The sequence below is a fragment of the Lapillicoccus jejuensis genome (genome assembly GCF_006715055.1).
Taxonomy (GTDB): Bacteria; Actinomycetota; Actinomycetes; order Actinomycetales; family Dermatophilaceae; genus Lapillicoccus; species Lapillicoccus jejuensis.
The window spans coordinates 639,041-660,137 of record NZ_VFMN01000001.1 but is presented as its reverse complement, the minus strand read 5'-3'; the positions used below and the strand labels follow the sequence as shown (position 1 = coordinate 660,137).

Sequence of the window (21,097 nt, the reverse complement as noted above, 5' to 3'; positions counted from 1 at the left end):
TTTACGGGTGCCTCGATCGCGGCTTCCTTCCCGTGTGCTTCGATCGGGTCAAGGAGGGTGCCCGTTTGTTGAGCCCATTGTCGAGATTGGTGGTCCGTGGCGCGTGCAGATCTGGGGAACGACCCGGGGCAGGACCTGGGGATCCGAGCGTCAGCCGTGAAGACGCGTCGCAAACCTTGCAGGGGGTCAGGCGGACCACCCGCCACCGGCACGACGAAGGGCCCCGGTCCGACGCAGACGCGTCGCGCCGGGGCCCTTCTGCTGCGGTCCGAGAGACGTCTTGTTGCTTCCGATGTGCCCGGATCCGCCGTCGGCGACGCCGATCCGGGCACATCCGGAGCAAGAAGACGTCGGTCAGGCGCGGGCGCGGCGGGCGAGGTCGTCGCGCAGCGCGGTGACGGCGGCGGCGACCAGCGCCTCCTGCGCGGCGCCGGGCGCGGCGACCGGCCCCTCGACGGCGACCGGGCGGGCGTTCGCCCCCACCGCCGCCCGTACGGCGTCCTGCAGGCGCGGGTCCGCGCCCCACGGCCCCGCGAGCACCACCGTGCCGGGGTCGGCGACCGCGACGAGGGCGGCGACGACCCCGGCCAGCGCGGTCGCGAGGGCCCTTCGCGACCGGGCGTCGCGCAGGGCGGCGCGCGCCGCGTCGAGGTCGACCGTCGTCGTCCCCGGGCGGTGCAGCCCGAGCCGGCCGACGACCTCGACGAGGGGCATCGCCCGCCCCCCGGGCCCGGTCGTCACGAGGTGCGCCACCTCGCCGGCCAGACCGTCCCGACCCCGACGCACCTCGCCGTCGGCGACGACGGCGGCGCCCAGGCCCTCGCCGAGGTAGAGGTGGGCCAGGTGGTCGCCCGGCCGGCCGGCCGCGCGCCGGGCGGCGACCTCGGCCCGGGCCGCCCAGGTCACGTCGTTGTCGACGGACACCTCGCCCTCGACGACCGGGCGGAGCGCCGCCACCGGGTCGAGGTCGCCGACGAGGAAGGGGGCGTCGGGCAGGTGGACCAGTCGTCCGGTGGCCCGGTCGACGGGGTCCGCCGCGCTGACCACGGCCAGCCGGGCGGAGCCGCCCGTCGGGTCCGCCACCGCGGCCCGCGCGGCCGAGGTCAGTCGCCGCCGCACCGCGGCGGCCGGCGCCGGGCGCTCGACGGCCCGCTCACCCCGCCCTCGCACGCGCCCCCGCACGTCGACGGCGAGCGCGACGACGCCCTCGGGGGCGATGGTCACGGCGAGCGCCGAGCCGACCGCGTCGTCCACCTCGTAGTAGGTCCCGACCCCACCGCGTCCGGTCGTGCGCTCACCGGTGTCGCGGACGAGACCGAGCTCGGCCAGGCGTCGTACGGCGTCGGCGACGGTGGGCTTGGACAGCCCCGTCGTCGCGGCGAGCCCGGCCCGCGTCGCCCGCCCGGCCCCCAGCAGGGCCCGCAGCACGGTCTCGTCGGTGATCCCGCGCAGGACGGCGGGGGAGGGGCGGTCGTCGGGGGCCACGACAGCAGCCTAGCGTCCGGTAAGGGACTCTTCCTGGATCGCGCGACACGCGCTATCCTCGCCATCGAGTAAGAGTACTTTACCGGAAGAGGAGAGCCCGATGACCGCCACGACGACGACCCGGCTGCCGCAGCTGCCGCACTGGGAGAGCACCCCCAGCGATCTCGGCGAAGCCACCCGCGAGGTCAAGGCCGCCATCCGCGCCCGGATCGAGGCGTCCGGCCGCACGGTCGAGGAGGTCTTCGCCGTCATGGAGGCGCGCGTGCGGGCTGCCGTCGACGACGTCGTCGCGACGAAGGCCCGCGGCGAGCAGGTCTGGCCCGAGATCGCCTACGCCGACCTCGAGGCCGGGCGGGTCACGCCCGAGCAGGTCGCCCACGTCACGCGGCGCGGCTGCCTCGTCGTCCGCGGCCACGTCGAGCACGAGCAGGCCCTGGCCTGGGACCGCGACGTCGTCGACTACGTCGAGACCAACCGCTTCTTCGAGACCTATCGCGGCCCCGGCGACGACTTCTTCGGCAGCGTCGGCTCGAAGCCCGAGATCTACCCGATCTACTGGTCGCGCCCGCAGATGCTGGCCCGGCAGAGCGAGCGCACCGCCCGGGTCCAGTCCTTCCTCAACCACCTGTGGCGCTACGACTCCGAGGGCAGGCGCTGGTTCGACCCCGACCGCGACTCGCTCTACCCGGACCGGATCCGTCGGCGGCCGGAGGGCGCCGACAGCGCCGGCCTCGGCACCCACCTCGACCCCGGGACCCTCGACCTGTGGATGACGCAGGCCTACCAGCAGGCCTTCCGGCACCTCTTCGACGGCAGCGTCGAGCAGTACGACCCGTGGGACGCGGCGTACCGCACCGCCGGCCCGCAGTACCCCGGGTCGACGATGTGCTCGGCGTTCCGCACCTTCCAGGGCTGGACGGCGCTGTCGGACATGGCCCACGACCAGGGCGTGCTGCACACCGTGCCGATCCCCGAGGCGATGGGCTACCTCATGCTCCGCCCGCTGCTCGACGACGTCGACGACGAGGACATGTGCGGCGTCACCGTCAACCAGGTCTTCCCGGCCGGCGACAAGTACCACGGCCTGCTCATGGAGGCGCTGTCCGGGATCCCCGACGTGCGCGCCGGGGACTCGGTCTGGTGGCACTGCGACATGATCCACAGCGTCGCGTCGGTCCAGGACCAGCGCGGCTGGGGCAACGTCATGTACATCCCGGCCGCGCCGTGGTGCCCCCGCAACGAGACGTACGCCGCCTCGGTGCGCGAGGCGTTCGCCACCGGCTCCAGCCCCTCGGACTTCCCGGCCGAGGACTACGAGCGCGACTGGGTCGGCCGGTTCACCGAGGCCGAGCTCAACGCGACCGGTCGTCGCGGGCTGGGTCTCGACGCCGCAGGAGCAGCACCGCATCGGTGAGCGTGACGACCCCACCGTCACCGCCGGCGTGCTCGCGGGTGGGGGCGTCCCGCACGAGGACCTCCCACCCGGCGGGATCCGGCGCGAGGGCGACCAGCACCTCGTCCGCCGTCGGTCGCCACGCGTCGGACCCGTGCGGTCCGTGCGCGTCGGCCGGGTGGTGGCCGACGACGAGCAGCCGCCCACCCGGGGCGACCGCGGTGGCGAGCCGCCGGTGCACCGCCTGGAGCGGCTCGCGCGGCAGGTGCAGGAACTGCGCGCTGACGAGGTCGTACGACGCCTCGTCCGGCGCCCAGGCGAGCACGTCGTGCTCCTGCCAGGCGATCCGCGCCGCGGCCCCGTCCGACAGGACCCGCGCCGCGTGCTCGGCGGCACGGTCCAGCGCCACCGGCGAGACGTCGACCGCGTCGACGTGCCAGCCGCGACCGGCGAGCCAGATCGCGTCCGCGCCCTCGCCGCACCCGACGTCGAGCGCCCGGCCCGGGGGAAGGTCGGTGGCGTGCTCCGCCAGCCGCGCGTTGACCCGCCCGCTCCACACCCGGTCCGACCCGGCGTAGCGGGCGTCCCAGAACTCGCGGGTGAACCGCGCCGGCGGGACGTCCTGAGGGCTCTCCTCGTCGCTCACGGGGGCAGCATGGCACCGGGCAGGCCGCGCTCGCGACGCAGCGCGACGGCGTCGTGCGGCGCCCGGCCCCGCGCGTCGTTGTCGAAGAAGACCCACACGTCCTGCCCGGCGTCGGCCCACGCCCGGGCCAGCCGGGCCCACTCGCCGAGGGCGGGGGCGTCGTACCCGCTCGTGTAGAGGTCGGTGTGACCGTGCAGGCGCACGTAGCGCACCCGGGTCGTGTCGACGTCGAGGACCGGCCACTGGCCGGGGTTGTCGGAGACGGCGACGGTCAGGCCCCGGCGACGCAGCCGGCGCACCACGGACGGCTCGGCCCACGACGCGTGCCGTGGCTCGAGGACGTGCTGCAGCCGATGCGAGCGCCCGGTCGTCGGCCAGCCCACGCGGTCGTCGGCGAGGGTGTGCCCGCGCGCCAGCCCGACCGCCTCGGCGGTCGTCCGCGGCAGGGTGTCCGCGAACGCGTCGAGCAGCCGCAGGTCCGCGGGCAGGGTCCGCGGCAGCTGCCACAGCAGCGGTCCGAGCCGTGGGCCGAGGAGCAGCACGCCCGAGGCGAAGAAGTTCGCCAGCCCCGGCCCGACGTCGTGCAGTCGCTTGAGGTGGGTGACGAACCGGCTGCCCTTGACCGCGAAGCGGTAGTCCTTCGGCACCGCCCGCGCCCAGGCCTCCCAGCTGCCCGGTCGCTGGAGCGAGTAGAACGAGCCGTTGAGCTCGACGGCGTCCGTGTGCTCGGCCAGGTGCTCCAGCTCGCGCCGCTGCGGCAGCCCCGCCGGGTAGAAGTCGCCGCGCCAGGCGCGGTAGCGCCAGCCCGAGGTCCCGACGCGGATCACCCCGGGCCGGCGCGCGCACGGCGTCGCCTCGGGCGGTTCCTGTGTCGGCACCGCCCTGGTGTGCCCGGGCGGTCACCGGGGTACACCCGGTTCGTCCCCGACCCAGCGTCACGAGGAGGCCCAGGTGCCGAAGAAGGAGACCCCCGGCCCGTCCGTCAAGGACCCGGAGCTCTACGAGAAGCTGCGCGACGAGGGCAACAGCAAGCAGAAGTCCGCGCGGATCGCCAACGCCGCCGCGGCGACCTCCCGTTCGAGCGTCGGCCGCAAGGGCGGCCGGAGCGGGGACTACGAGGACTGGACCAAGCAGCACCTGCTCGAACGCGCCCGCGAGATCGGCATCTCCGGGCGCTCCACCATGACCAAGTCGCAGCTCATCCACGCGCTGCGCGACAGCTGAGGAGGACGCATGAGCGACGACCAGGACCTGACCACCGTGCGCGACATCATGAAGTCCGAGCGCACCGCGATGTTCACCACGGTGGCGCCTGACGGCGCGCTGCACGCGGCGCCCATGACCACGCAGGAGGCGGAGTTCGACGGCGACGCCTGGTTCCTCGTGCACCGCGAGTCGGAGACCGTCACCAACCTGCAGGCGCAGCCGAAGGTCAACGTCACCTGGGCCGGGGCGACGGCGTGGCTGTCGGTCGCCGGCACCGCCAGCGTGGTCGAGGACGCGGCGAAGAAGGACGAGCTGTGGAACGAGATGACCGAGGCCTGGTTCCCCGACGGCAAGGACGACCCGGCGGTCGTCGCCGTCAAGGTCGAGGGCGAGTCGGCGCAGTACTGGGACAGCCCCGGCCGCGCGCGGATGCTCGTCTCGATGCTCAAGGCCCGGGTCACCGGCTCCACCCCGGACGCCGGTGACAGCGACACGGTCGACCTCACGTGAGCGACGCGCCCGACGGCCCCGACGCGGCGCACACCCGCCCCGACGGCGTCGACGACACGACCGTCGAGGCGCTGGGCAAGCTCTCCGAGGCCCTGGAGACGGTGGAGGACGCCCGTGGCCACCTCTACGCCTTCCACCGGATGAGCGGGTCGGCCGACCTCGCCCTCGGTGAGGCCGTCGACCTGCTGCGCGAGGCCGGGCACGCCGACCTCGCGGAGAGCATCGAGACCGACCTCGTGGGACGCAACGTCATCCAGGGCCGCTGGACCTTCCAGGTCGTCGAGGAGTACGACGACGGCTACTGGACGGCCTTCCGCGAGCACGAACGGGCCGCCCGAGAGCAGCTCGTCGGGGGCAAGCGGCACCTCTTCGAGGCGGAGATGAAGGAGGACCGTCGCACCCACGGCCGTGAGCACCACGAGGCCCGGCCGGTCGACGGTGCCTGAGGGCGCACCCGACCCGGACGGGGACGGCCGCGACGAGACCCCGACCGAGCGGCTGGACCGCAACTGGAGCGAGCTGCTCCAGGAGCTGCGGGTCACCCAGACCGGCATCCAGGTCCTCGCCGGCTTCCTGTTGACGCTGCCCTTCCAGCAGCGTTTCGCCTCGTTGTCCCCCTTCCTGCACGGCGTCTTCCTCGTCGCCGTCGCGCTGTCGACGACGACGACCGTCCTCGTCGTCGCCCCGGTCAGCGCGCACCGGATCCTGTTCCGGCGCCACGAGAAGGACGTGCTCGTCCGCGACGCCGACCGCCTGGCCAAGGCCGGGCTCGTCGCGCTCGCCCTCACCGTCGTCGCGGTCGTCCTGCTCATCTACGGGCTCGTCGGCGGGACCTTGGTCGGTGTCGTGGCCTCCGGGTGCGCCCTCATCCTGTTCCTGGTCGTGTGGCTGCTCGTCCCCGTGCGCGCCATCAGGCGGACACCCCCGCCCCGGTGAGCCGTGCGCGGGAGGGGGTAGGAGAACGTCGTCGCCCGACCTGCCCGTCGTCCCGCGACCACCCCGATGGAAGGCCGTCATGCCCACCACCCTCGCCGACCAGGCCCCCCTCGACCCCGACGAGCTGGCCCGCCTCGACGCCTGGTGGCGCGCGGCGAACTACCTCTCGGTCGGGCAGATCTACCTCATGGACAACCCGCTGCTGCGCGAGCCGCTGCGGGCGGAGCACGTCAAGCCGCGGCTGCTCGGCCACTGGGGGACGACCCCGGGCCTGACCTTCCTCTACACGCACCTCAACCGGCTCATCCGGCAGCGCGACCAGCAGATGATGTACGTCATGGGCCCGGGTCACGGCGGCCCAGCCGCCGTCGCGTGCGCGTGGCTCGAGCGGACCTACAGCGAGGTGTTCCCCGAGATCACGTACGACGAGCCGGGGATGAAGCGCCTCTTCACCCAGTTCTCCTTCCCCGGTGGCATCCCCAGCCACGTCGCCCCGCAGACCCCCGGCTCGATCCACGAGGGCGGCGAGCTCGGTTACGCGCTCAGCCACGCGTACGGCGCCGCCTTCGACCACCCCGACCTCGTCGTCGCCGCGGTCGTCGGCGACGGGGAGGCCGAGTCCGGGCCGCTCGCCGCGAGCTGGCACAGCAACAAGTTCCTCGACCCGCGGCGCGACGGCGCCGTCCTGCCGATCCTGCACCTCAACGGCTACAAGATCGCCAACCCGACCGTCCTGGCCCGCATCCCCGAGGACGAGCTGCTGTCGCTGCTGCGCGGCTACGGCCACGACCCGTACGTCGTCGAGGGCGACGACCCGGCGACGATGCACCAGCAGCTCGCCGCCACCTTCGACCACTGCCTGCACCGCATCCACGAGATCCAGCAGGCGGCCCGCGCCGGCGACGCCCCCGAGGACGGCCGCGACCGGCCGCGCTGGCCCATGGTCGTGCTGCGCTCCCCGAAGGGCTGGACCGGGCCCAAGGAGGTCGACGGCAAGCGCACCGAGGGCTACTGGCGCTCGCACCAGGTGCCGTTCGCCGCCGTCCGCGAGAACCCCGAGCACCTGCGGCTGCTCGAGGAGTGGCTGCGCTCCTACCGTCCCGAGGAGCTCTTCGGGGAGGACGGCGCCCCACGGCCCGACCTCGCCGGGCTGCACCCCGAGGGCGAGCGGCGCATGTCCGCGACGCCGTACGCCAACGGGGGTCTGCTGCTCAAGCCGCTGAGGCTGCCCGACTTCCGCGAGCACGCGGTCGAGGTGAAGGAGCCGGGTGTCGACCAGGAGGAGGCGACCCGCGTCCTCGGCCGCTTCCTGCGCGACGTCATGCGCGACAACCCGGACAGCTTCCGGGTGCTCTCACCGGACGAGAACAACAGCAACCGGCTCGACGCCGTGCTCGAGGTGACCGACCGTGCGTGGAACGCCCGCACGGAGGAGGACGACGACCACCTCGCGGTCGATGGCCGGGTCATGGAGATCCTCTCCGAGCACACGATCCAGGGGTGGCTCGAGGGCTACCTGCTCACCGGGCGGCACGGGTTCTTCTCCTGCTACGAGGCCTTCGTCCACATCGTCGACTCGATGGTCAACCAGCACGCGAAGTGGCTCGAGACGACCAACGGCATCCCCTGGCGACGCCCGGTGGCGTCGCTGAACTACCTGCTGACCTCGCACGTCTGGCGCCAGGACCACAACGGGTTCTCGCACCAGGACCCCGGCTTCCTCGACCACGTCGTCAACAAGAAGGCCAGCGTGGCGCGGGTCTACCTGCCGCCGGACGCCAACACGCTGCTCTCGGTGGCCGACCACTGCCTGCGCTCGCGGCAGTACGTCAACGTCATCGTCGCCGGGAAGCAGCCGGCGCTGCAGTACCTGTCCATGGACGAGGCGATCACCCACTGCACCAAGGGGATCGGCGTCTGGGACTGGGCCAGCACCGACACCGGGGTGGAGCCCGACGTGGTCATGGCCTGCGCCGGCGACGTCCCGACGATGGAGGCGCTCGCCGCCACCCGCCTGCTCACGCAGGCCTTCCCCGACCTCAAGGTCCGCTTCGTCAACGTCGTCGACCTCATGCGGCTGCAGGACGAGCGCGCCCACCCGCACGGGCTGTCCGACGCGGCCTTCGACGCCCTCTTCACCCGCGACAAGCCCGTCGTCTTCAACTTCCACGGCTACCCGACGCTCGTGCACCGGCTGACCTACCGGCGCACCAACCACGCCAACATCCACGTCCACGGCTTCCGCGAGGAGGGCACGACGACGACGCCCTTCGACATGGCGGTGCTCAACGAGATCGACCGCTTCCACCTCGCCATCGACGTCGTCGACCGGGTGCCGCGGCTGCGGGACGTCGGCGGGCACGCGCGCGAGCGGTGGACCGACGCGCTCATCGAGCACCGGCGCTACGTCCGGACCGTCGGCGACGACCTGCCGGAGATCAAGGCGTGGGGCTGGGAGACCGCCGGCGGGACCGGGGACGACTCGGCGCCGGGCTGACCGGGTCGACCGGGGCCGGCGGGGCCGGCGGGGCCGGCGGGGCCGACGAGGGTCAGGAGGGGACGCGGGCGAGGCCGACGACCCCGGTGCCGGCGGTGGGCCGCACCCGCTGCAGCCAGGTGAACGGCACGGTGGCCGCGCTGACCGCGGTCCCGACGAGCGCCTTGGGCTGCAGGATGCGCCCGCTGCCGGCGGTGCGCTGCGCCATGTCGTCGGCGGGGCCGCCGTGCTCCGCGCCGACGCCCTTGCGCTTGGCCACGATGCCGCGCACCCCCTCGAGCGCGTAGCCGAGCGGCCACCCGTAGACGGTCACCTCGACCGGCTCGAGCCCGGCGGCGGTGAAGGTCTCGCGCACCTGGTCGGGGGAGTAGCGCCGGTAGTGCCCGACGAGGGTGTCCCAGGGGTTGAAGCGCTCCTGGAAGGCCGGCATCGAGACGAGCACGTGCCCGCCGGGGCGGACGTGGCGGACCCACGAGCGCAGCGCCGACCGGTCGTCCTCGAGGTGCTCGAGGACCTCGAAGGCGCACAGCAGGTCGACCTGACGACCCTCCGGGACCCCGTCGTCGGTGCTGTTGAGCACCCGCCCGCCGGCGGCCTCGATGCGCCGCCGCGCGACGGCGTACGACGTCGGGTCGGGCTCGACCGCGAGGTAGTCGGCCCGGGGGGCCAGGCGGGCGCCGAACGCGCCCTGCCCGCAGCCGATCTCGAGGATCGAGGCGGGGGCCAGGCGCCGTACGGCCGCGTCGACGACCGACCAGCGCAGCCGGGCGTTCGGGGGGAGCGGGGCGGGCGGGGTCGTGCTCACGCGGTCCTCGGGGGGTCGATCGGTGGGGGTGGGTCAGGGGCGGGTCAGGGCCGGCCGGACGGCGGCGGCGACCCGGGCCGGACGGAAGTCGCGGTCGGCGCGCGCCCAGGCGCGACGGCGCAGCTCGAGCACCCGCGCCCGGTCGGCTGCCAGCGACCCTAGCGCCTCCGCCAGGGCGTCGGCGTCGCCCGGCGCGACCAGCAGCGCGTCGTCGCCGAGGGCCCGCTCCTGCGGCGGCGTGCGGGAGGTGACGACGGCGCACCCGGCGGCGGCGCCCTGGTAGACCTTGTTGGGCGTGACCCGCAGGCCCTTGCCGGAGTCGGCGAAGATGCCGAGGCAGACGTCCTGCTCGCGGGCCAGGACGGGCAGCCGGTCGGGCTCGACCCACTCGTGCCAGGTGACCAGCGGGTTGTCCGGTCCGGCCAGCTCGCGCGTGCGCTCGAGGTCCTGGCCGCCGCCGACCATCGTCACCTGCACGTCGGCCCCGCGCGCGGCGAGCAGCGCGAGCGCGCGCCCGATGACCGGCGCGCCCTGCAGCGGGGTGAAGAGTCCGTAGAAGAGGACGCGCAGCGGACCGTCCGCGCCCCCCGCGGGCGGGGGTTCGGGCGCGAACCACGCGTCGGGCGCGCCGACGGGCACGACGACTCCCTTGCGGCGCTCCGTCGGGGTGAGCATCACGGCGTGCTCCTGCGTGTCGACGAGGACGACGTCGCTGCAGCGGACGGCCAGCCGGTCCAGCACCCCGAGCAGCCGCAGCTTCGCGCTGGGGCGCACCCCCCGGTCGGAGGCGGTGTCGGCGGCGAAGATCAGCAGGTCGAGGACCACCGTGGTGCGGGGGAAGAGCAGCCGGGCGAGGACGACGTCGAAGTGACCGAGGTAGCCGACGACGACCGCGTCGGGACGCCGGCCGCGCAGGCGCAGGCGGTCACCGGTCAGCTGGGCCCAGCGACGGACCAGCCGGGTCGCGAGCCGGTGCGCGAGCCACGGCTTGCCCAGCATCTCGACCCGCTCGGCGGTGCTGAAGCCGAGCGGGCGGTCGAGCTCCACCACCTCGTCGCCGAGGTCGCGGAAGCCGTCCAGGACGATCCCGGTCCGCGGGTGCCGGTCACGGTCGTAGGTGCCGAAGCCGGCGATGAGCATGGCGGTAGGGTGTCACGTCCGGCAGGGAGAGGAGAACGGTGGCGCTCACGGGCCCCGAGGGCACCGGCGGCGACCCCGCCCCCCGACCGTCGCGCGCACGACGCCTCGTCGGCATCGCCCTGCTGCTCCTCGTCGTCGCGGCCCTCGTCGTCGCGGTCGTGCGCAACCGCCAGTCCTTCGTCGACACCGTCGACCGGGTCGGCCCGGGCGGCCTCGCGCTGAGCGTCGTGTGCGGGCTGCTGGGGATCGGGGCGACGGCGCTGCAGTGGCGGGCCGTCCTCGCCGGGCTCGGGGTGGAGCTGTCCCGCCGCGACGCCGCCAGCGTCTTCTTCGTCAGCCAGCTGGGCAAGTACCTCCCCGGGTCGGTGTGGCCGATCGTCATGCAGATGGAGGCCGGCCGCAGCCGCGGCGCGAGCCGGCGCACGATGGTCGCGGCCAACCTCGTCACCCTCGTGCTCGGCCTCGCATCGGGGCTCGTGGTCGCGGGGCTGCTGCTGCCGTTCTCGTCGCCGCAGGCCCTGGGCCGGTTCTGGTGGGCCCTGGCCGCGCTGCCCCTCGTCGTCGTGCTGGCGCTGCCGCGCACCCTGCCGTGGCTGCTCGACGCCGTCCTGCGGCTGCTGCGCCGGCCCCCGATCGGGCTGCGGATGACCGGGCGGGCGACCCTGCGCGCGTCGGCGTGGGCGACGGTGTCGTGGGTCTTCCTCGGGCTGCACCTGCTCGTGCTGGCGTCCGCGGTGAGCGACCTGTCGGGGCGCACCCTGGCCCTGTGCATCGGGGCGATGGGCCTCGCGGTCAGCGCCGGTGTGCTCTTCCTGCCCGCCCCCGCCGGTGCCGGCATGCGCGAGGTGGTCCTCGGCTTCGCGCTGGGCACGCTCATCCCGTCCGGCCCCGTCGTCGCCGTCATCGTCGGCTCCCGCGTCGTCCTCATCGTCGTCGACGCCTTGCTCGCGCTGGGCGGGGCCCTGCTCGGCCGGGCGGGGCGTCGTACGGGCGCCTGAGGGGACGACGTCGTGCTCCGGACGTGCCCGTCCTGGGCGGTCCGGCGCCCCGGAACGGCGCATCCGCAGCAAGAAGTCGTCCCTGGGCGGGTGCGCGTCCGCCCCGACAGGCAGTGCCGCCCGTCCGCGGTCGCGCTGAGCGCGCGGCGGCGTACGGCGACGCGCACTGCCTGTCGGTCCGTCCGGTGCGACCGCGTCTGGGTCGCCCCGTCCCGCCCGGCTGTCAATGGCGCCGCGTGGGGCGACGGTCCGTGCTCAGCGCAGGCGTCCGACGGGGCGATTGACAGCCGGACGGGACTTGGTCCGGGCGCCTGAAAGGGGTCGTGTCCGCACGGACAGGCAGTGCCGCCCGTCCGCGGTCGCGCTGAGCGTCCGGCGGCGTACGGCGACGCGCACTGCCTGTCGGTCCGTCCGGTGCGACCGCTCGCCGACCCGGCCGTCCGGTGCGCGCCCCGGGGACGCGAAGGCGGGGCGCCCCCCCGAAGGGGACGCCCCGCCCGTCGTGCTGATCTGCTCGCGACTACTTGACCGCGGCGAAGAGCGCCGGGTTCGGCACGCCGAGGCCGGTGACGTCGTCCCAGCCCCTGGCCGTGAAGAGCGTCGAGTCCTGGTCGAAGGTGCGGACCGTGTAGAGCAGGCCCTTCGAGGCGTCGAAGCCGTTGGCGTAGTCGACGCGGACGGCGCCCTTGACCCCGTTGGCCGTCTTCGGCGTCACGTCGGTGAACGCCGTCGACTGGAGCTTGTACAGCGTCGGGTTGGCCCAGCCGAGACCGGAGCCGGAGCTCTGGACGGCGAGCGCCATCATGCCGGCCAGCAGCGGGGAGGCCAGGCTCGTGCCGCCGATGCGGTACTCGCCGTAGTGGACCCCGTCGGGGAAGGACTGGGTCTGGCCGACGAGCATGCCGGTCGTCGGGTCCGCGTCCATGGCGATGTCCGGGACCGCGCGGTTGCTGGAGGAGACGACGCCGTCCTGGTAGGTCGGGCGGTTGAACAGGGCCGAGTAGCCGCCACCCGCTCCGTAGACGAAGCCGACCGGGTTCCAGCTCTTGCCGTCCGCGGACAGCGTGTACTTCTCGGTGCCCCAGCCGGTCTGCGAGACGACGGTGCCGTTGGCGATGCCGGTCGAGGTGCCACCGGCGCCGAGGACGTACGGGTCGGACGAGGGGTAGCCGACCTGCTTGATGCCGGTGCTGGCGAGCTCGTCGCCGCTGTCACCGGAGGAGAACAGGAAGGTGATGCCCTGGGTCGCGCCCTGGAGGAACACCTGCTCGTACGTCGCGATGCTGGAGGCGGACTCGTTGGCCTCGACGTCGGACCACGAGTTGGTGACGAGCTGCGCCTTGTTCTCGTCGACGACGCGCGCGAGGGTGTCGGCGAAGTCGCTGTCGAAGCACGAGGACGAGCCGTAGTAGCGGATCTTCGCCGCCGGGGCCATGGCGTGCACGGCCTCGACGTCGAGGCTCTCCTCGCCGGACCAGCCCGAGGGGCCGCAGGCGGCCTGGTGGGTGAAGTCGGTGGGCAGGCTCTCGGTGTACTGGCCGGGGGCGTAGGCGCCGTCGCCGTGGTTGACGGCGTAGGTGTTGGCGTCCTTGGCCATCTTCTGCCAGGCGTACGCGTCGGTGATGGCGACGGTGACACCGGCACCGTCCAGGGTGCTGCCGCCCTCGTAGGCGGCGCGGTACGACGGGCCGGTGTAGCCGCAGACGGCGTACGGCAGCGTCTTGCCCATGAACTGCGGCAGGGGGGTCTTGAAGTCGGCCTGGTACGTCGCGAGCGGGGTGCCGAAGTTGATCGCGCACGGGCGGGCGTTGACGAACCCGGCCGGCGGCTTGACGTTCGGCGCGAGGTTCGTGGCGTTGGCGGCGTCGGCGGCGGCGTTCGCGCCGGGGACGACGTGGTCGGGCGTCTTCTTGGCGACCGTCGAGTCGAGGCCGGTGACCGTGAGGACCGCACCGGCGACCGACGAGGGCAGGCTGACGGCGGAGGTGTTGGCCGTGACCGTCTGCCCGTCGTGGCGGAAGGTGGCGATGCTCGTGCCGAACGCGGCGCCCAGCTGCCGGGCGGTGCCGGTGGCGGTGACGTAGCGGCGGCCGGTGCCGACCCCGGTCACCGTCAGGCCCTGCGAGCGCAGGTACGACGACACCTGGTCGGCCTGCGCCGCGGTCGGTGCGAACTGCCGGTCGTACTGGGCCGTGGTCAGCCACTGGTGGTACTGCGGCGACTGCGGGTCGGACAGCGCGGCGACCTTCGCCTTGACCGCGTCGAGGCCGCCCTGCGGCGCGAGGTAGACCCGCACCTCGTGGCGGGCCGCGGAGGCGGCGGCGGGAGTGGCCTGCTGCTGGGCGTGGCCCAACCAGCGGGGGACGGTGTTCGCGATCGCGGTGTGCTGACCGGCGGCGTCGGCCTGGGGGGCCGCCGCGAGGCCGAGGCCACACAGCGCCAGGGCCGTGGAGCCGACGATCGCCCGGCGCGCCGAAGCGCGCGAGAAGGCAGAGCTCATGAACATCCTCGCGTCAAGGCCGCCGGGCGCGCGAGATCCTGTGCAGACCCCCTGCGCCCGACGACAGGAAATGTTTCGGGTGCCCCGACGCTAGGTCGGTTCCGTCGCGCACCTAAGGGGTTTGCGGTGTGGGTTGCCTGCGGTTTCCCTGAGCGCCACCTGACAGGCCGGACGACCTCACTTGTGGTCGCGCCAGGCCCGCTCGAAGGGCAGCCGCCAGGCGTGCGGGGTGACGAGCTGGTGCACCGCGTTGGGTCCCCAGCTGCCCGGCGGGTACGGCTTGACCGCGGGCGGGTTGTCCAGGAGCGGGATCGAGCGCTCCCAGAGGGACTCGATGCCCTCGGCCGTCGTGAACAGCGTGTGGTCGCCGCGCATGGCGTCGAGGATGAGCCGCTCGTAGGCCTCGAGCACGTCGACGGCGTGGACGCTCTCGCGGGTGGAGAACTGCATCGACAGCTTGTCGAGCTTCATCCCCGGCCCGGGGCGCTTGCCGTAGAACGAGAGCGACACCTTCGACTCGTCGGCCAGGTCGAAGGTCAGGTGGTCCGGGCCCTGGGTGCCGACGCCGGAGTCGGCGGGGAACATCGACTTCGGCGCCTCGCGGAAGGCGATGGAGATGATCCGCTGCCCCTCGGCCATCTTCTTGCCGGTACGCAGGTAGAAGGGCACGCCGGCCCAGCGCCAGTTGTCGATGTGGCACTTGAGGGCGATGAAGGTCTCGGTGTCGCTGTCGCGCGCGACGCCCTCCTCCTCGCGGTAGCCGGTGTACTGCCCGCGCACGACGTCGGTGGGCTGGATCGGCAGGAGCGAGCGGAAGACCTTGTTCTTCTCCTCGCTGATCGCCCGCGGCTCCAGCGCGGTCGGCGGCTCCATCGCGACGAAGGCGAGCACCTGGAAGAGGTGGGTGACGACCATGTCCTTGTAGGCGCCGGTCGACTCGTAGAACCCGGCCCGCCGGTCGAGCCCGAGCGTCTCGGGGACGTCGATCTGGATGTGGTCGATGAAGGTGCGGCTCCAGATCGGCTCGAACAGCCCGTTGGCGAAACGGAACGCGAGGATGTTCTGCGCCGCTTCCTTGCCCAGGAAGTGGTCGATCCGGAAGATCTGGCTCTCGTCGAAGGTCTCGTGCACCTGGTCGTTGAGCAGGATCGCGCTGTCGAGGTCGGTGCCGAACGGCTTCTCCATGACGACCCGAGAGCGCTCGACCAGCTGCGCGTCGCGCAGGGTCTGGATGACGACCGGCGCGGCCTTCGGCGGGACGCTGAGGTAGTGCAGCCGCCGGGTCGACTCGCCCAGCTCGGCCTCGACGGCGGTGACGACCTCGCGCAGACCCTCGGCGCCGGCGCTGGTCGGGACGTAGTGCAGCTTCGACGCGAAGTCGGCCCACTGCTCGTCGGTCAGGCCCTGGTCGCCGAACTCGCGCACGGCCGCGCCCGCGAAGGTGCGGAACGCCTCGTCGTCCATCTCCTCCAGCGAGGTGCCGACGACGCGGATGTCGGGCGTCAGGGCGGACAGCACGAGGTGCGCCATGCCCGGGAGCAGCTTGCGCCGGGCCAGGTCGCCGCAGGCGCCGAAGAGGACGATGACGTGCGGCTCGAGCCCGCTGCGGGAGTCGCGTCGCGGTCGGGCCGAGGGGGAGGGGTAGGCGATGGTCTGCACGGGAGACGTCACACCGTCATGCTTCCACGGCCCGGGTGCAGACTGGGGTCATGCGCTTCGGCTTCCACTTCATGGACTTCAACCTCCCGGACGGGCCGGCGTCGTACGCCCCCGCCCTGCGGGCCACCGCGGTCAACGCCGAGGCGGCCGGCGCCTCCTGGTTCACCGTGATGGACCACTGGTTCCAGATGGAGTTCTTCCGCACCGCCCACGACCCGATGCTCGAGGCCTACACGACCCTGGGGTACGTCGCCGCGGTGACCGAGCGGATCAGGCTCGGCACGGTCGTCACCGGCGTGACCTACCGCCACCCCGGGCTGCTGGCCAAGATCGGCAGCACCCTCGACGTCCTCAGCGAGGGCCGCGCGTTCCTCGGCATCGGCGCCGCCTGGTACGAGCGCGAGCACCTCGCGCTCGGCGTCCCCTACCCGCCGGTCAAGGAGCGCTTCGAGCGGCTCGAGGAGACCCTGCAGATCCTCCACCAGATGTGGGGCGAGGACGAGGGCCCGTACGACGGCGCCCACTACCACCTCGCCGAGACGATCAACGTCCCCACGACGATCCAGAAGCCGCACCCGCCGATCGTCATCGGCGGCTCGGGCGAGAAGAAGACCCTGCGGCTCGTCGCGCAGTACGGCGACGCGACCAACCTCATCGTCGACGGCGCCGACGCCCTGCAGCACAAGCTCGAGGTCCTGCGCGGCCACTGCGACACCCTCGGGCGCGACTACGACACCATCGAGAAGACGGTCATGGGCCCGCAGGTCGACCCGCTCGAGGACGTCGACGGCTTCCTCCGGGTCGCCGAGTCCTACGCCGCCCTGGGCGTCGAGCACATCCACCTGCGCGCGGTGACCCCCGACCCGGCCGGCTACGTCGCGCGCTTCGGCGAGCAGGTGGCCCCGCGACTGACCGAGATCTGAGGAGACCGGCGATGACCCAGCTGGACGACCGCCCGACGACGATGCCTCAGCCGACGACGTTCTCCGCGCCCACCGACGGCGAGACGGTCCGTCGCCACGACAAGGACCACGTCTTCCACGCCTGGGGCCTCGCCGGCGCCGACACGATGTCGGTCGCCCGCACCGAGGGCTCGTGGCTCTGGGACACCGAGGGCCGCCGCTACCTCGACTTCACCAGCCAGCTGGTCAACGCCAACCTCGGCCACCAGCACCCCCGGATGGTCGCGGCCATCCAGGAGCAGGCCGCGCGGATGGCGACGCTCGGGCCGGCGTACAGCGTCGACGTGCGCTCGGAGGCCGCGCGGCTCATCGCCGAGCGCACCCCGGGCGACCTCGACATGGTCTTCTTCACCACGGGCGGGACCGAGGCCAACGAGAACGCGATCCGGATGGCGCGCGTGCACACCGGCCGGCACAAGGTGCTGGCGGCCTACCGCAGCTACCACGGCGGGACGGCCGGCTCGATGGCCGCGACCGGTGAGCCGCGCCGGTGGGCGACCGAGCCGGGGATGCCGGGCGTCGTGCACTTCTGGGGTCCGTACCCGTACCGCTCGGCCTTCCACGCCGAGAGCGCCGAGCAGGAGTGCGAGCGCGCGCTGCAGCACCTGCGCGACGTGCTCATGGTCGAGGGGCCGGCCAGCATCGCCGCGATCCTGCTCGAGACCGTCGTCGGCACCAACGGCATCCTCGTGCCGCCGGACGGCTACCTGCAGGGCGTGCGCGACCTGTGCGACGAGCACGGCATCGTCATGATCAGCGACGAGGTCATGGCGGGCTTCGGCCGGTGCGGCGAGTGGTTCGCCGTCGACCACTGGGGCGTCGTCCCCGACCTGCTCGTCTTCGCCAAGGGCGTCAACTCCGGCTACGTCCCGCTCGGCGGCGTCGCGATCTCGCCGGCCATCGCCGACACCTTCCGCACCCGGCCGTTCACCGGGGGCCTCACCTACTCGGGGCACCCGCTGGCCTGCGCGAGCGCGATCGCGTCGATCGGGATCTACGAGGACGAGGGCATCGTCGAGCACGCCCGCGCGCTCGGGACCGACGTCATCGGCCCCGGTCTGCGCGCGCTGATGGAGCGCCACCCGTCGGTGGGGGAGGTGCGCGGGCTCGGCGTCTTCTGGGCCCTCGAGCTGGTCCGCGACCGGACCACCCGCGAGCCGCTCGTGCCCTACAACGCGACCGGTGAGGCGAACGCGCCGATGGCCGCCTTCACCTCCGCCTGCAAGGAGCGTGGGCTGCTGCCCTTCGTGCACTTCAACACCACGCACGTCGTGCCGCCGCTGACGACGACCGCCGACGAGGTCCGCGAGGGCCTGGCCATCCTCGACGAGGCGCTCGAGGTCGCGGACCGCTCCACGACCGGCTGACGACGCCGGACGACGCCGGACGACGCCGTACGGCGCCCCGCCCGGCCACTAGGGTCGGTCCATGTCCACCCCTCCCGGCACCGGCGACTCCGGCGCCGCCACGCGCCGTCGCGTCGCCGTCGTCGTCAACCCGACCAAGTTCGACGACCTCGACAAGGTCCGCGACGAGCTGCAGCAGGTGTGCCACGACGAGGGCTGGGAGGACCCCTGGCTCATCGAGACCAGCGCGGAGGACCCCGGCGTCGGTCAGGCCAAGGAGGCCGTCGACGCCGGCGTCGACCTCGTCTGCCCGCTGGGCGGGGACGGCACCGTCCGCGCCGTCGCGACCAGCCTCGTCGGCACGGACACCCCGATCGGGCTGCTGCCCGGCGGCACCGGCAACCTGCTGGCCCGCAACCTCGGGCTGCCCATCGACTCGGTGACCGACGCCCTGCGCGTCGCGCTCAGCGGCACCGCCCGGCGGGTCGACGTCGGCCTGGTGCGCCTCCTGCCGGAGTCGCCGTCGCCGGACGCGCTGCTCGGCGACGAGGACGCGGCGGACGACGACCCGCGCCGCGAGGACGAGGAGATCTTCCTCGTCATGTGCGGTATCGGGGTCGACGCCGAGGTGATGGCGGGCACGAGCGAGAAGGTCAAGGGCGTCCTCGGCTGGCCCGCCTACGTGCTGTCGGGGCTGACCCGGATGTGGCGGCGCGGCTTCAAGGTCCGCGTCTCCGGTGGCCTGCCGCAGCCGCGCGTCCAGCGCGCCAAGACGGTGCTGATCGGCAACTGCGGCAAGCTCCAGGGCGGGATCGAGGTGCTGCCCGACGCGCGGCTCGACGACGGCCGGCTCGACGGGGCCATCCTCGCCCCGCGCGGCCCGCTCAGCTGGGCCGCGCTCGGGGCCGACGTCGTGACGCACCACCGCCGCGGCCACAAGCGCTTCCTCCCGCTCGCGGGGCGGTCGATCACCGTGGTCACGCAGGAGCGGATCGAGGCGCAGGTCGACGGGGACCCGATGGGTCAGCGCTACGGCCTCGCCACCCGGGTGCTCCCCGCCGCCCTGCTCGTCCGCGTCCCGCTGGAGGACGTCAGTCCGACCCGGTGAGGTCGAGCTCGGGCTGGTACTCCTCGATCCACGTCTGCAGGTCCAGCGCCTTCTCCAGCGCCTGCCGGCCACCCTGGTCGAGGCCGGCCGGGTCGGCGTCGAGCGCCCGCTCGAGCGCGCCCCGGTCGACGAGCGCGAAGACCTCGGCGTCCGGCTCGGCGAGGAGGCCCTTGACCTGCTGCTGCAGGCTCGCCGCGTAGCGCGGGTCCTGCGTCGACGGGTAGGGGCTCTTCACCCGCTCGGCGACGGAGTCGGGCAGCGCGTGCCGGGTGGCCGCGCGCAGCAGGCTCTTCTCGCGGCCGTCGTACGTCTTGAGCGCCCACGGGGCGTTGTAGACGTACTCGACGAGCCGGTGGTCGCAGAACGGCACCCGCACCTCCAGCCCGACGGCCATGCTCATCCGGTCCTTGCGGTCGAGCAGCATCCGCACGAAGCGAGTCAGGTGCAGGTGCGAGACCTCGCGCATCCGTGCCGTCCGCGCGTCCTCGCCGGGCAGCGGGTCCACCTCGGCGAGCGCCGTGCGGTACTGCGCGTCGACGTAGCCCGGCAGGTCGAGCGCGTCGCGCAGGTCCTGTCGCAGGAAGCCACTGCGGTCGCCACCCATGCGCCGCACCGCGGCCATCCACGGGAACGTGTCGGCCGACACCGCTTCCTCGTCATGGAACCAGGCGTAGCCGCCGAAGACCTCGTCGGCCGACTCGCCGGACAGGGCGACCGTGGAGTGCTCCCGGATGGCCTTGAACAGCAGGAAGAGCGACGCGTCCATGTCGCCCAGCCCGGCGGGGATGTCGCGGGCGGTGACCACGCGGCGCCGTACGTCCGGGTCGGAGAGGGTCTCCGCGTCGAGGACGATGTCCTCGTGCGCCGAGCCGACGAGGCGGGCCACGTCGCGCACGTACGGCGCGTCGGGGGTGGCCCGCATCGCGTCGGGGACGAAGTGCTCCTCCTGGCCGACGAAGTCGACCGCGAAGGTGCGCAGCCGCTCGCCCTGCTCGCGCAGCCGGGCCGCGGCGAGCCCGGTGACGGCGCTCGAGTCCAGTCCGCCGGAGAGCAGGACGCAGCGCGGGACGTCGGCGACCAGCTGCTCGGACACGATCCCCGTCATCAGCTCGCGCACCCGGGCGACCGTGGCCGGCGTGTCGTCGGTGTGCTCCTGCGCCGTGAGGCGCCAGTACGCGCGGTCGTGCAGCCCGTCGCGGTCGACGGTGACGACGTGGCCGGGGAGGACCTCCTCCAGGCCCTCCCACAGCGCCCAGCCGGGGGCCTTCGTGAAGGCGAACAGCTCGCGCAGCCCGTCGAGCGTCACGCGCCGCGGGGTGTCGGGGTGCGCGAGGACCGCCTTGGGCTCGCTGCCGTAGAGGACGCCGTCGGCGGTGCGTCGGACGTAGAGCGGCTTGACGCCGAGGCGGTCGCGCACGAGGACGAGGCGCTCGCGGCCCCGGCGACCGTCCCAGACGGCGAAGGCGTACATGCCGGTGAGCCGCTCGGCGACACCGTCGCCCCACTCGAGGTAGCCGTGCAGGACGACCTCGGTGTCGCTGTCGGTCCCGAAGCGGTGGCCGCGCGAGCGCAGCTCGGAGCGCAGCGCCTCGAAGGTGTAGGTCTCGCCCGAGTAGGTGATGACGAGCGGGCCGTCGTCGGTCTCGAGGACCATCGGCTGGCGCCCGCCGGGCAGGTCGATGACGGCGAGCCGCCGGTGCCCGAGCGCGGCGTGCCCGCGTCGCCAGGTCCCGGAGTCGTCCGGTCCGCGGCACGACAGCGTCGCCGTCATCGCGTCGATCGTCCGCTGGACGTCGCCGCCGTCGCCTGCTGAGCCCAGGTCGCGGTCGAACGCGACCCAGCCGGTGATGCCACACATCTGTCGAGCTCCCTCCTGCCGTCCCCGAGCACATGGTTGCCTCTTGCA

At 73.5% G+C, this 21,097-nt stretch carries 18 protein-coding genes; 10 read left to right on the top strand and 8 right to left on the bottom strand.

Translation table 11 applies throughout. The annotated features are described in order from the left end of the window. Positions 1-354: 354 nt before the first annotated feature. A complete protein-coding gene (locus FB458_RS03205) occupies positions 355-1,485 on the bottom strand; it encodes an ROK family protein (RefSeq protein ID WP_141846714.1) in 1,131 nt (376 codons plus the stop codon). Positions 1,486-1,585: 100 nt separating this feature from the next. On the opposite strand from FB458_RS03205, the gene FB458_RS03200 reads away from it, so the two are divergent. Further along, positions 1,586-2,899 carry a YbiU family protein gene (locus FB458_RS03200; RefSeq protein ID WP_141846712.1) on the top strand — a complete coding sequence of 438 codons (1,314 nt, stop codon included), beginning with the start codon at positions 1,586-1,588 and terminating at the stop codon, positions 2,897-2,899. Here FB458_RS03200 and FB458_RS03195 read toward each other — a convergent pair. Both FB458_RS03195 and FB458_RS03190 read right to left on the bottom strand, forming a co-directional pair. Next, positions 2,838-3,524, bottom strand: a complete 687-nt coding sequence (locus FB458_RS03195; RefSeq protein ID WP_170185504.1) for a class I SAM-dependent methyltransferase — start codon at positions 3,522-3,524, stop codon at positions 2,838-2,840. The two genes, FB458_RS03200 and FB458_RS03195, sit on opposite strands and share 62 nt — an antisense overlap. Next, positions 3,521-4,402, bottom strand: coding sequence for a DUF72 domain-containing protein (locus FB458_RS03190; RefSeq protein WP_246061037.1), 882 nt, complete (start codon positions 4,400-4,402; stop codon positions 3,521-3,523). Before FB458_RS03190 ends, FB458_RS03195 begins: the two co-directional genes overlap by 4 nt. A 73-nt stretch (positions 4,403-4,475) precedes the next feature. On the opposite strand from FB458_RS03190, the gene FB458_RS03185 reads away from it, so the two are divergent. The 5 genes from FB458_RS03185 (at position 4,476) to FB458_RS03165 (ending at position 8,673) form a co-directional block, all read left to right on the top strand. After that, positions 4,476-4,748, top strand: a complete 273-nt coding sequence (locus FB458_RS03185) for a DUF7218 family protein (RefSeq protein ID WP_141846708.1) — start codon at positions 4,476-4,478, stop codon at positions 4,746-4,748. Positions 4,749-4,757: 9 nt separating this feature from the next. Further along, complete coding sequence (locus tag FB458_RS03180; RefSeq protein ID WP_141846706.1) at positions 4,758-5,240, top strand: pyridoxamine 5'-phosphate oxidase family protein; 483 nt, start codon at positions 4,758-4,760, stop codon at positions 5,238-5,240. Further along, positions 5,237-5,686, top strand: a complete 450-nt coding sequence (locus tag FB458_RS03175; RefSeq protein WP_141846705.1) for a hypothetical protein — start codon at positions 5,237-5,239, stop codon at positions 5,684-5,686. Before FB458_RS03180 ends, FB458_RS03175 begins: the two co-directional genes overlap by 4 nt. Continuing rightward, positions 5,649-6,176, top strand: a complete 528-nt coding sequence (locus FB458_RS03170) for a DUF6328 family protein (protein ID WP_246061036.1) — start codon at positions 5,649-5,651, stop codon at positions 6,174-6,176. Before FB458_RS03175 ends, FB458_RS03170 begins: the two co-directional genes overlap by 38 nt. Positions 6,177-6,255: 79 nt before the next feature. Further along, positions 6,256-8,673, top strand: coding sequence for a phosphoketolase family protein (locus FB458_RS03165; protein ID WP_141846700.1), 2,418 nt, complete (start codon positions 6,256-6,258; stop codon positions 8,671-8,673). 52 nt (positions 8,674-8,725) lie between these two features. On the opposite strand, the gene FB458_RS03160 is transcribed toward FB458_RS03165, so the two are convergent. Next, a complete protein-coding gene (locus FB458_RS03160; RefSeq protein ID WP_141846698.1) occupies positions 8,726-9,478 on the bottom strand; it encodes a class I SAM-dependent methyltransferase in 753 nt (250 codons plus the stop codon). Between the two features lie 33 nt (positions 9,479-9,511). After that, positions 9,512-10,618 carry a glycosyltransferase gene (locus tag FB458_RS03155; protein ID WP_170185554.1) on the bottom strand — a complete coding sequence of 369 codons (1,107 nt, stop codon included), beginning with the start codon at positions 10,616-10,618 and terminating at the stop codon, positions 9,512-9,514. 38 nt (positions 10,619-10,656) lie between these two features. Between FB458_RS03155 and FB458_RS03150 the strand changes: the two genes are divergently transcribed. After that, complete coding sequence (locus tag FB458_RS03150; protein ID WP_141846697.1) at positions 10,657-11,616, top strand: lysylphosphatidylglycerol synthase domain-containing protein; 960 nt, start codon at positions 10,657-10,659, stop codon at positions 11,614-11,616. 520 nt (positions 11,617-12,136) lie between these two features. On the opposite strand, the gene FB458_RS03145 is transcribed toward FB458_RS03150, so the two are convergent. Beyond that, positions 12,137-14,116: a S53 family peptidase gene (locus tag FB458_RS03145; RefSeq protein ID WP_141846695.1), complete on the bottom strand. Its 1,980-nt coding sequence runs from the start codon at positions 14,114-14,116 to the stop codon at positions 12,137-12,139. A 177-nt stretch (positions 14,117-14,293) separates the two neighbouring features. Next, positions 14,294-15,700, bottom strand: a complete 1,407-nt coding sequence (gene zwf / locus FB458_RS03140; RefSeq protein ID WP_211356139.1) for a glucose-6-phosphate dehydrogenase — start codon at positions 15,698-15,700, stop codon at positions 14,294-14,296. A gap of 125 nt (positions 15,701-15,825) precedes the next feature. Here zwf and FB458_RS03135 point away from each other — a divergent pair, with 125 nt between their 5' ends. The 3 genes from FB458_RS03135 to FB458_RS03125 all read left to right on the top strand — a co-directional run bounded on the left by FB458_RS03135 (position 15,826) and on the right by FB458_RS03125 (position 19,191). Then, positions 15,826-16,698, top strand: coding sequence for an LLM class F420-dependent oxidoreductase (locus FB458_RS03135; protein WP_141846691.1), 873 nt, complete (start codon positions 15,826-15,828; stop codon positions 16,696-16,698). Between the two features lie 11 nt (positions 16,699-16,709). After that, positions 16,710-18,104, top strand: coding sequence for an aspartate aminotransferase family protein (locus FB458_RS03130; RefSeq protein ID WP_425460833.1), 1,395 nt, complete (start codon positions 16,710-16,712; stop codon positions 18,102-18,104). 61 nt (positions 18,105-18,165) lie between these two features. After that, positions 18,166-19,191, top strand: coding sequence for a diacylglycerol/lipid kinase family protein (locus FB458_RS03125; protein WP_141846690.1), 1,026 nt, complete (start codon positions 18,166-18,168; stop codon positions 19,189-19,191). Here FB458_RS03125 and asnB read toward each other — a convergent pair. After that, positions 19,175-21,049, bottom strand: a complete 1,875-nt coding sequence (gene asnB, locus FB458_RS03120) for an asparagine synthase (glutamine-hydrolyzing) (RefSeq protein WP_141846688.1) — start codon at positions 21,047-21,049, stop codon at positions 19,175-19,177. The two genes, FB458_RS03125 and asnB, sit on opposite strands and share 17 nt — an antisense overlap. Positions 21,050-21,097 lie beyond the last annotated feature (48 nt).

What these genes read in the sequence shown, in the direction of transcription:
- FB458_RS03200 (WP_141846712.1), top strand. Translation starts at nt 1,586, where the DNA reads ATGACCGCCACGACGACGACCCGGCTGCCGCAGCTGCCGCACTGGGAG.
- asnB (WP_141846688.1), bottom strand. Translation starts at nt 21,049, where the DNA reads ATGTGTGGCATCACCGGCTGGGTCGCGTTCGACCGCGACCTGGGCTCA.
- FB458_RS03180 (WP_141846706.1), top strand. Translation starts at nt 4,758, where the DNA reads ATGAGCGACGACCAGGACCTGACCACCGTGCGCGACATCATGAAGTCC.
- FB458_RS03130 (WP_425460833.1), top strand. Translation starts at nt 16,710, where the DNA reads ATGACCCAGCTGGACGACCGCCCGACGACGATGCCTCAGCCGACGACG.
- FB458_RS03125 (WP_141846690.1), top strand. Translation starts at nt 18,166, where the DNA reads ATGTCCACCCCTCCCGGCACCGGCGACTCCGGCGCCGCCACGCGCCGT.
- FB458_RS03145 (WP_141846695.1), bottom strand. Translation starts at nt 14,116, where the DNA reads ATGAGCTCTGCCTTCTCGCGCGCTTCGGCGCGCCGGGCGATCGTCGGC.
- FB458_RS03135 (WP_141846691.1), top strand. Translation starts at nt 15,826, where the DNA reads ATGCGCTTCGGCTTCCACTTCATGGACTTCAACCTCCCGGACGGGCCG.
- FB458_RS03165 (WP_141846700.1), top strand. Translation starts at nt 6,256, where the DNA reads ATGCCCACCACCCTCGCCGACCAGGCCCCCCTCGACCCCGACGAGCTG.
- FB458_RS03155 (WP_170185554.1), bottom strand. Translation starts at nt 10,618, where the DNA reads ATGCTCATCGCCGGCTTCGGCACCTACGACCGTGACCGGCACCCGCGG.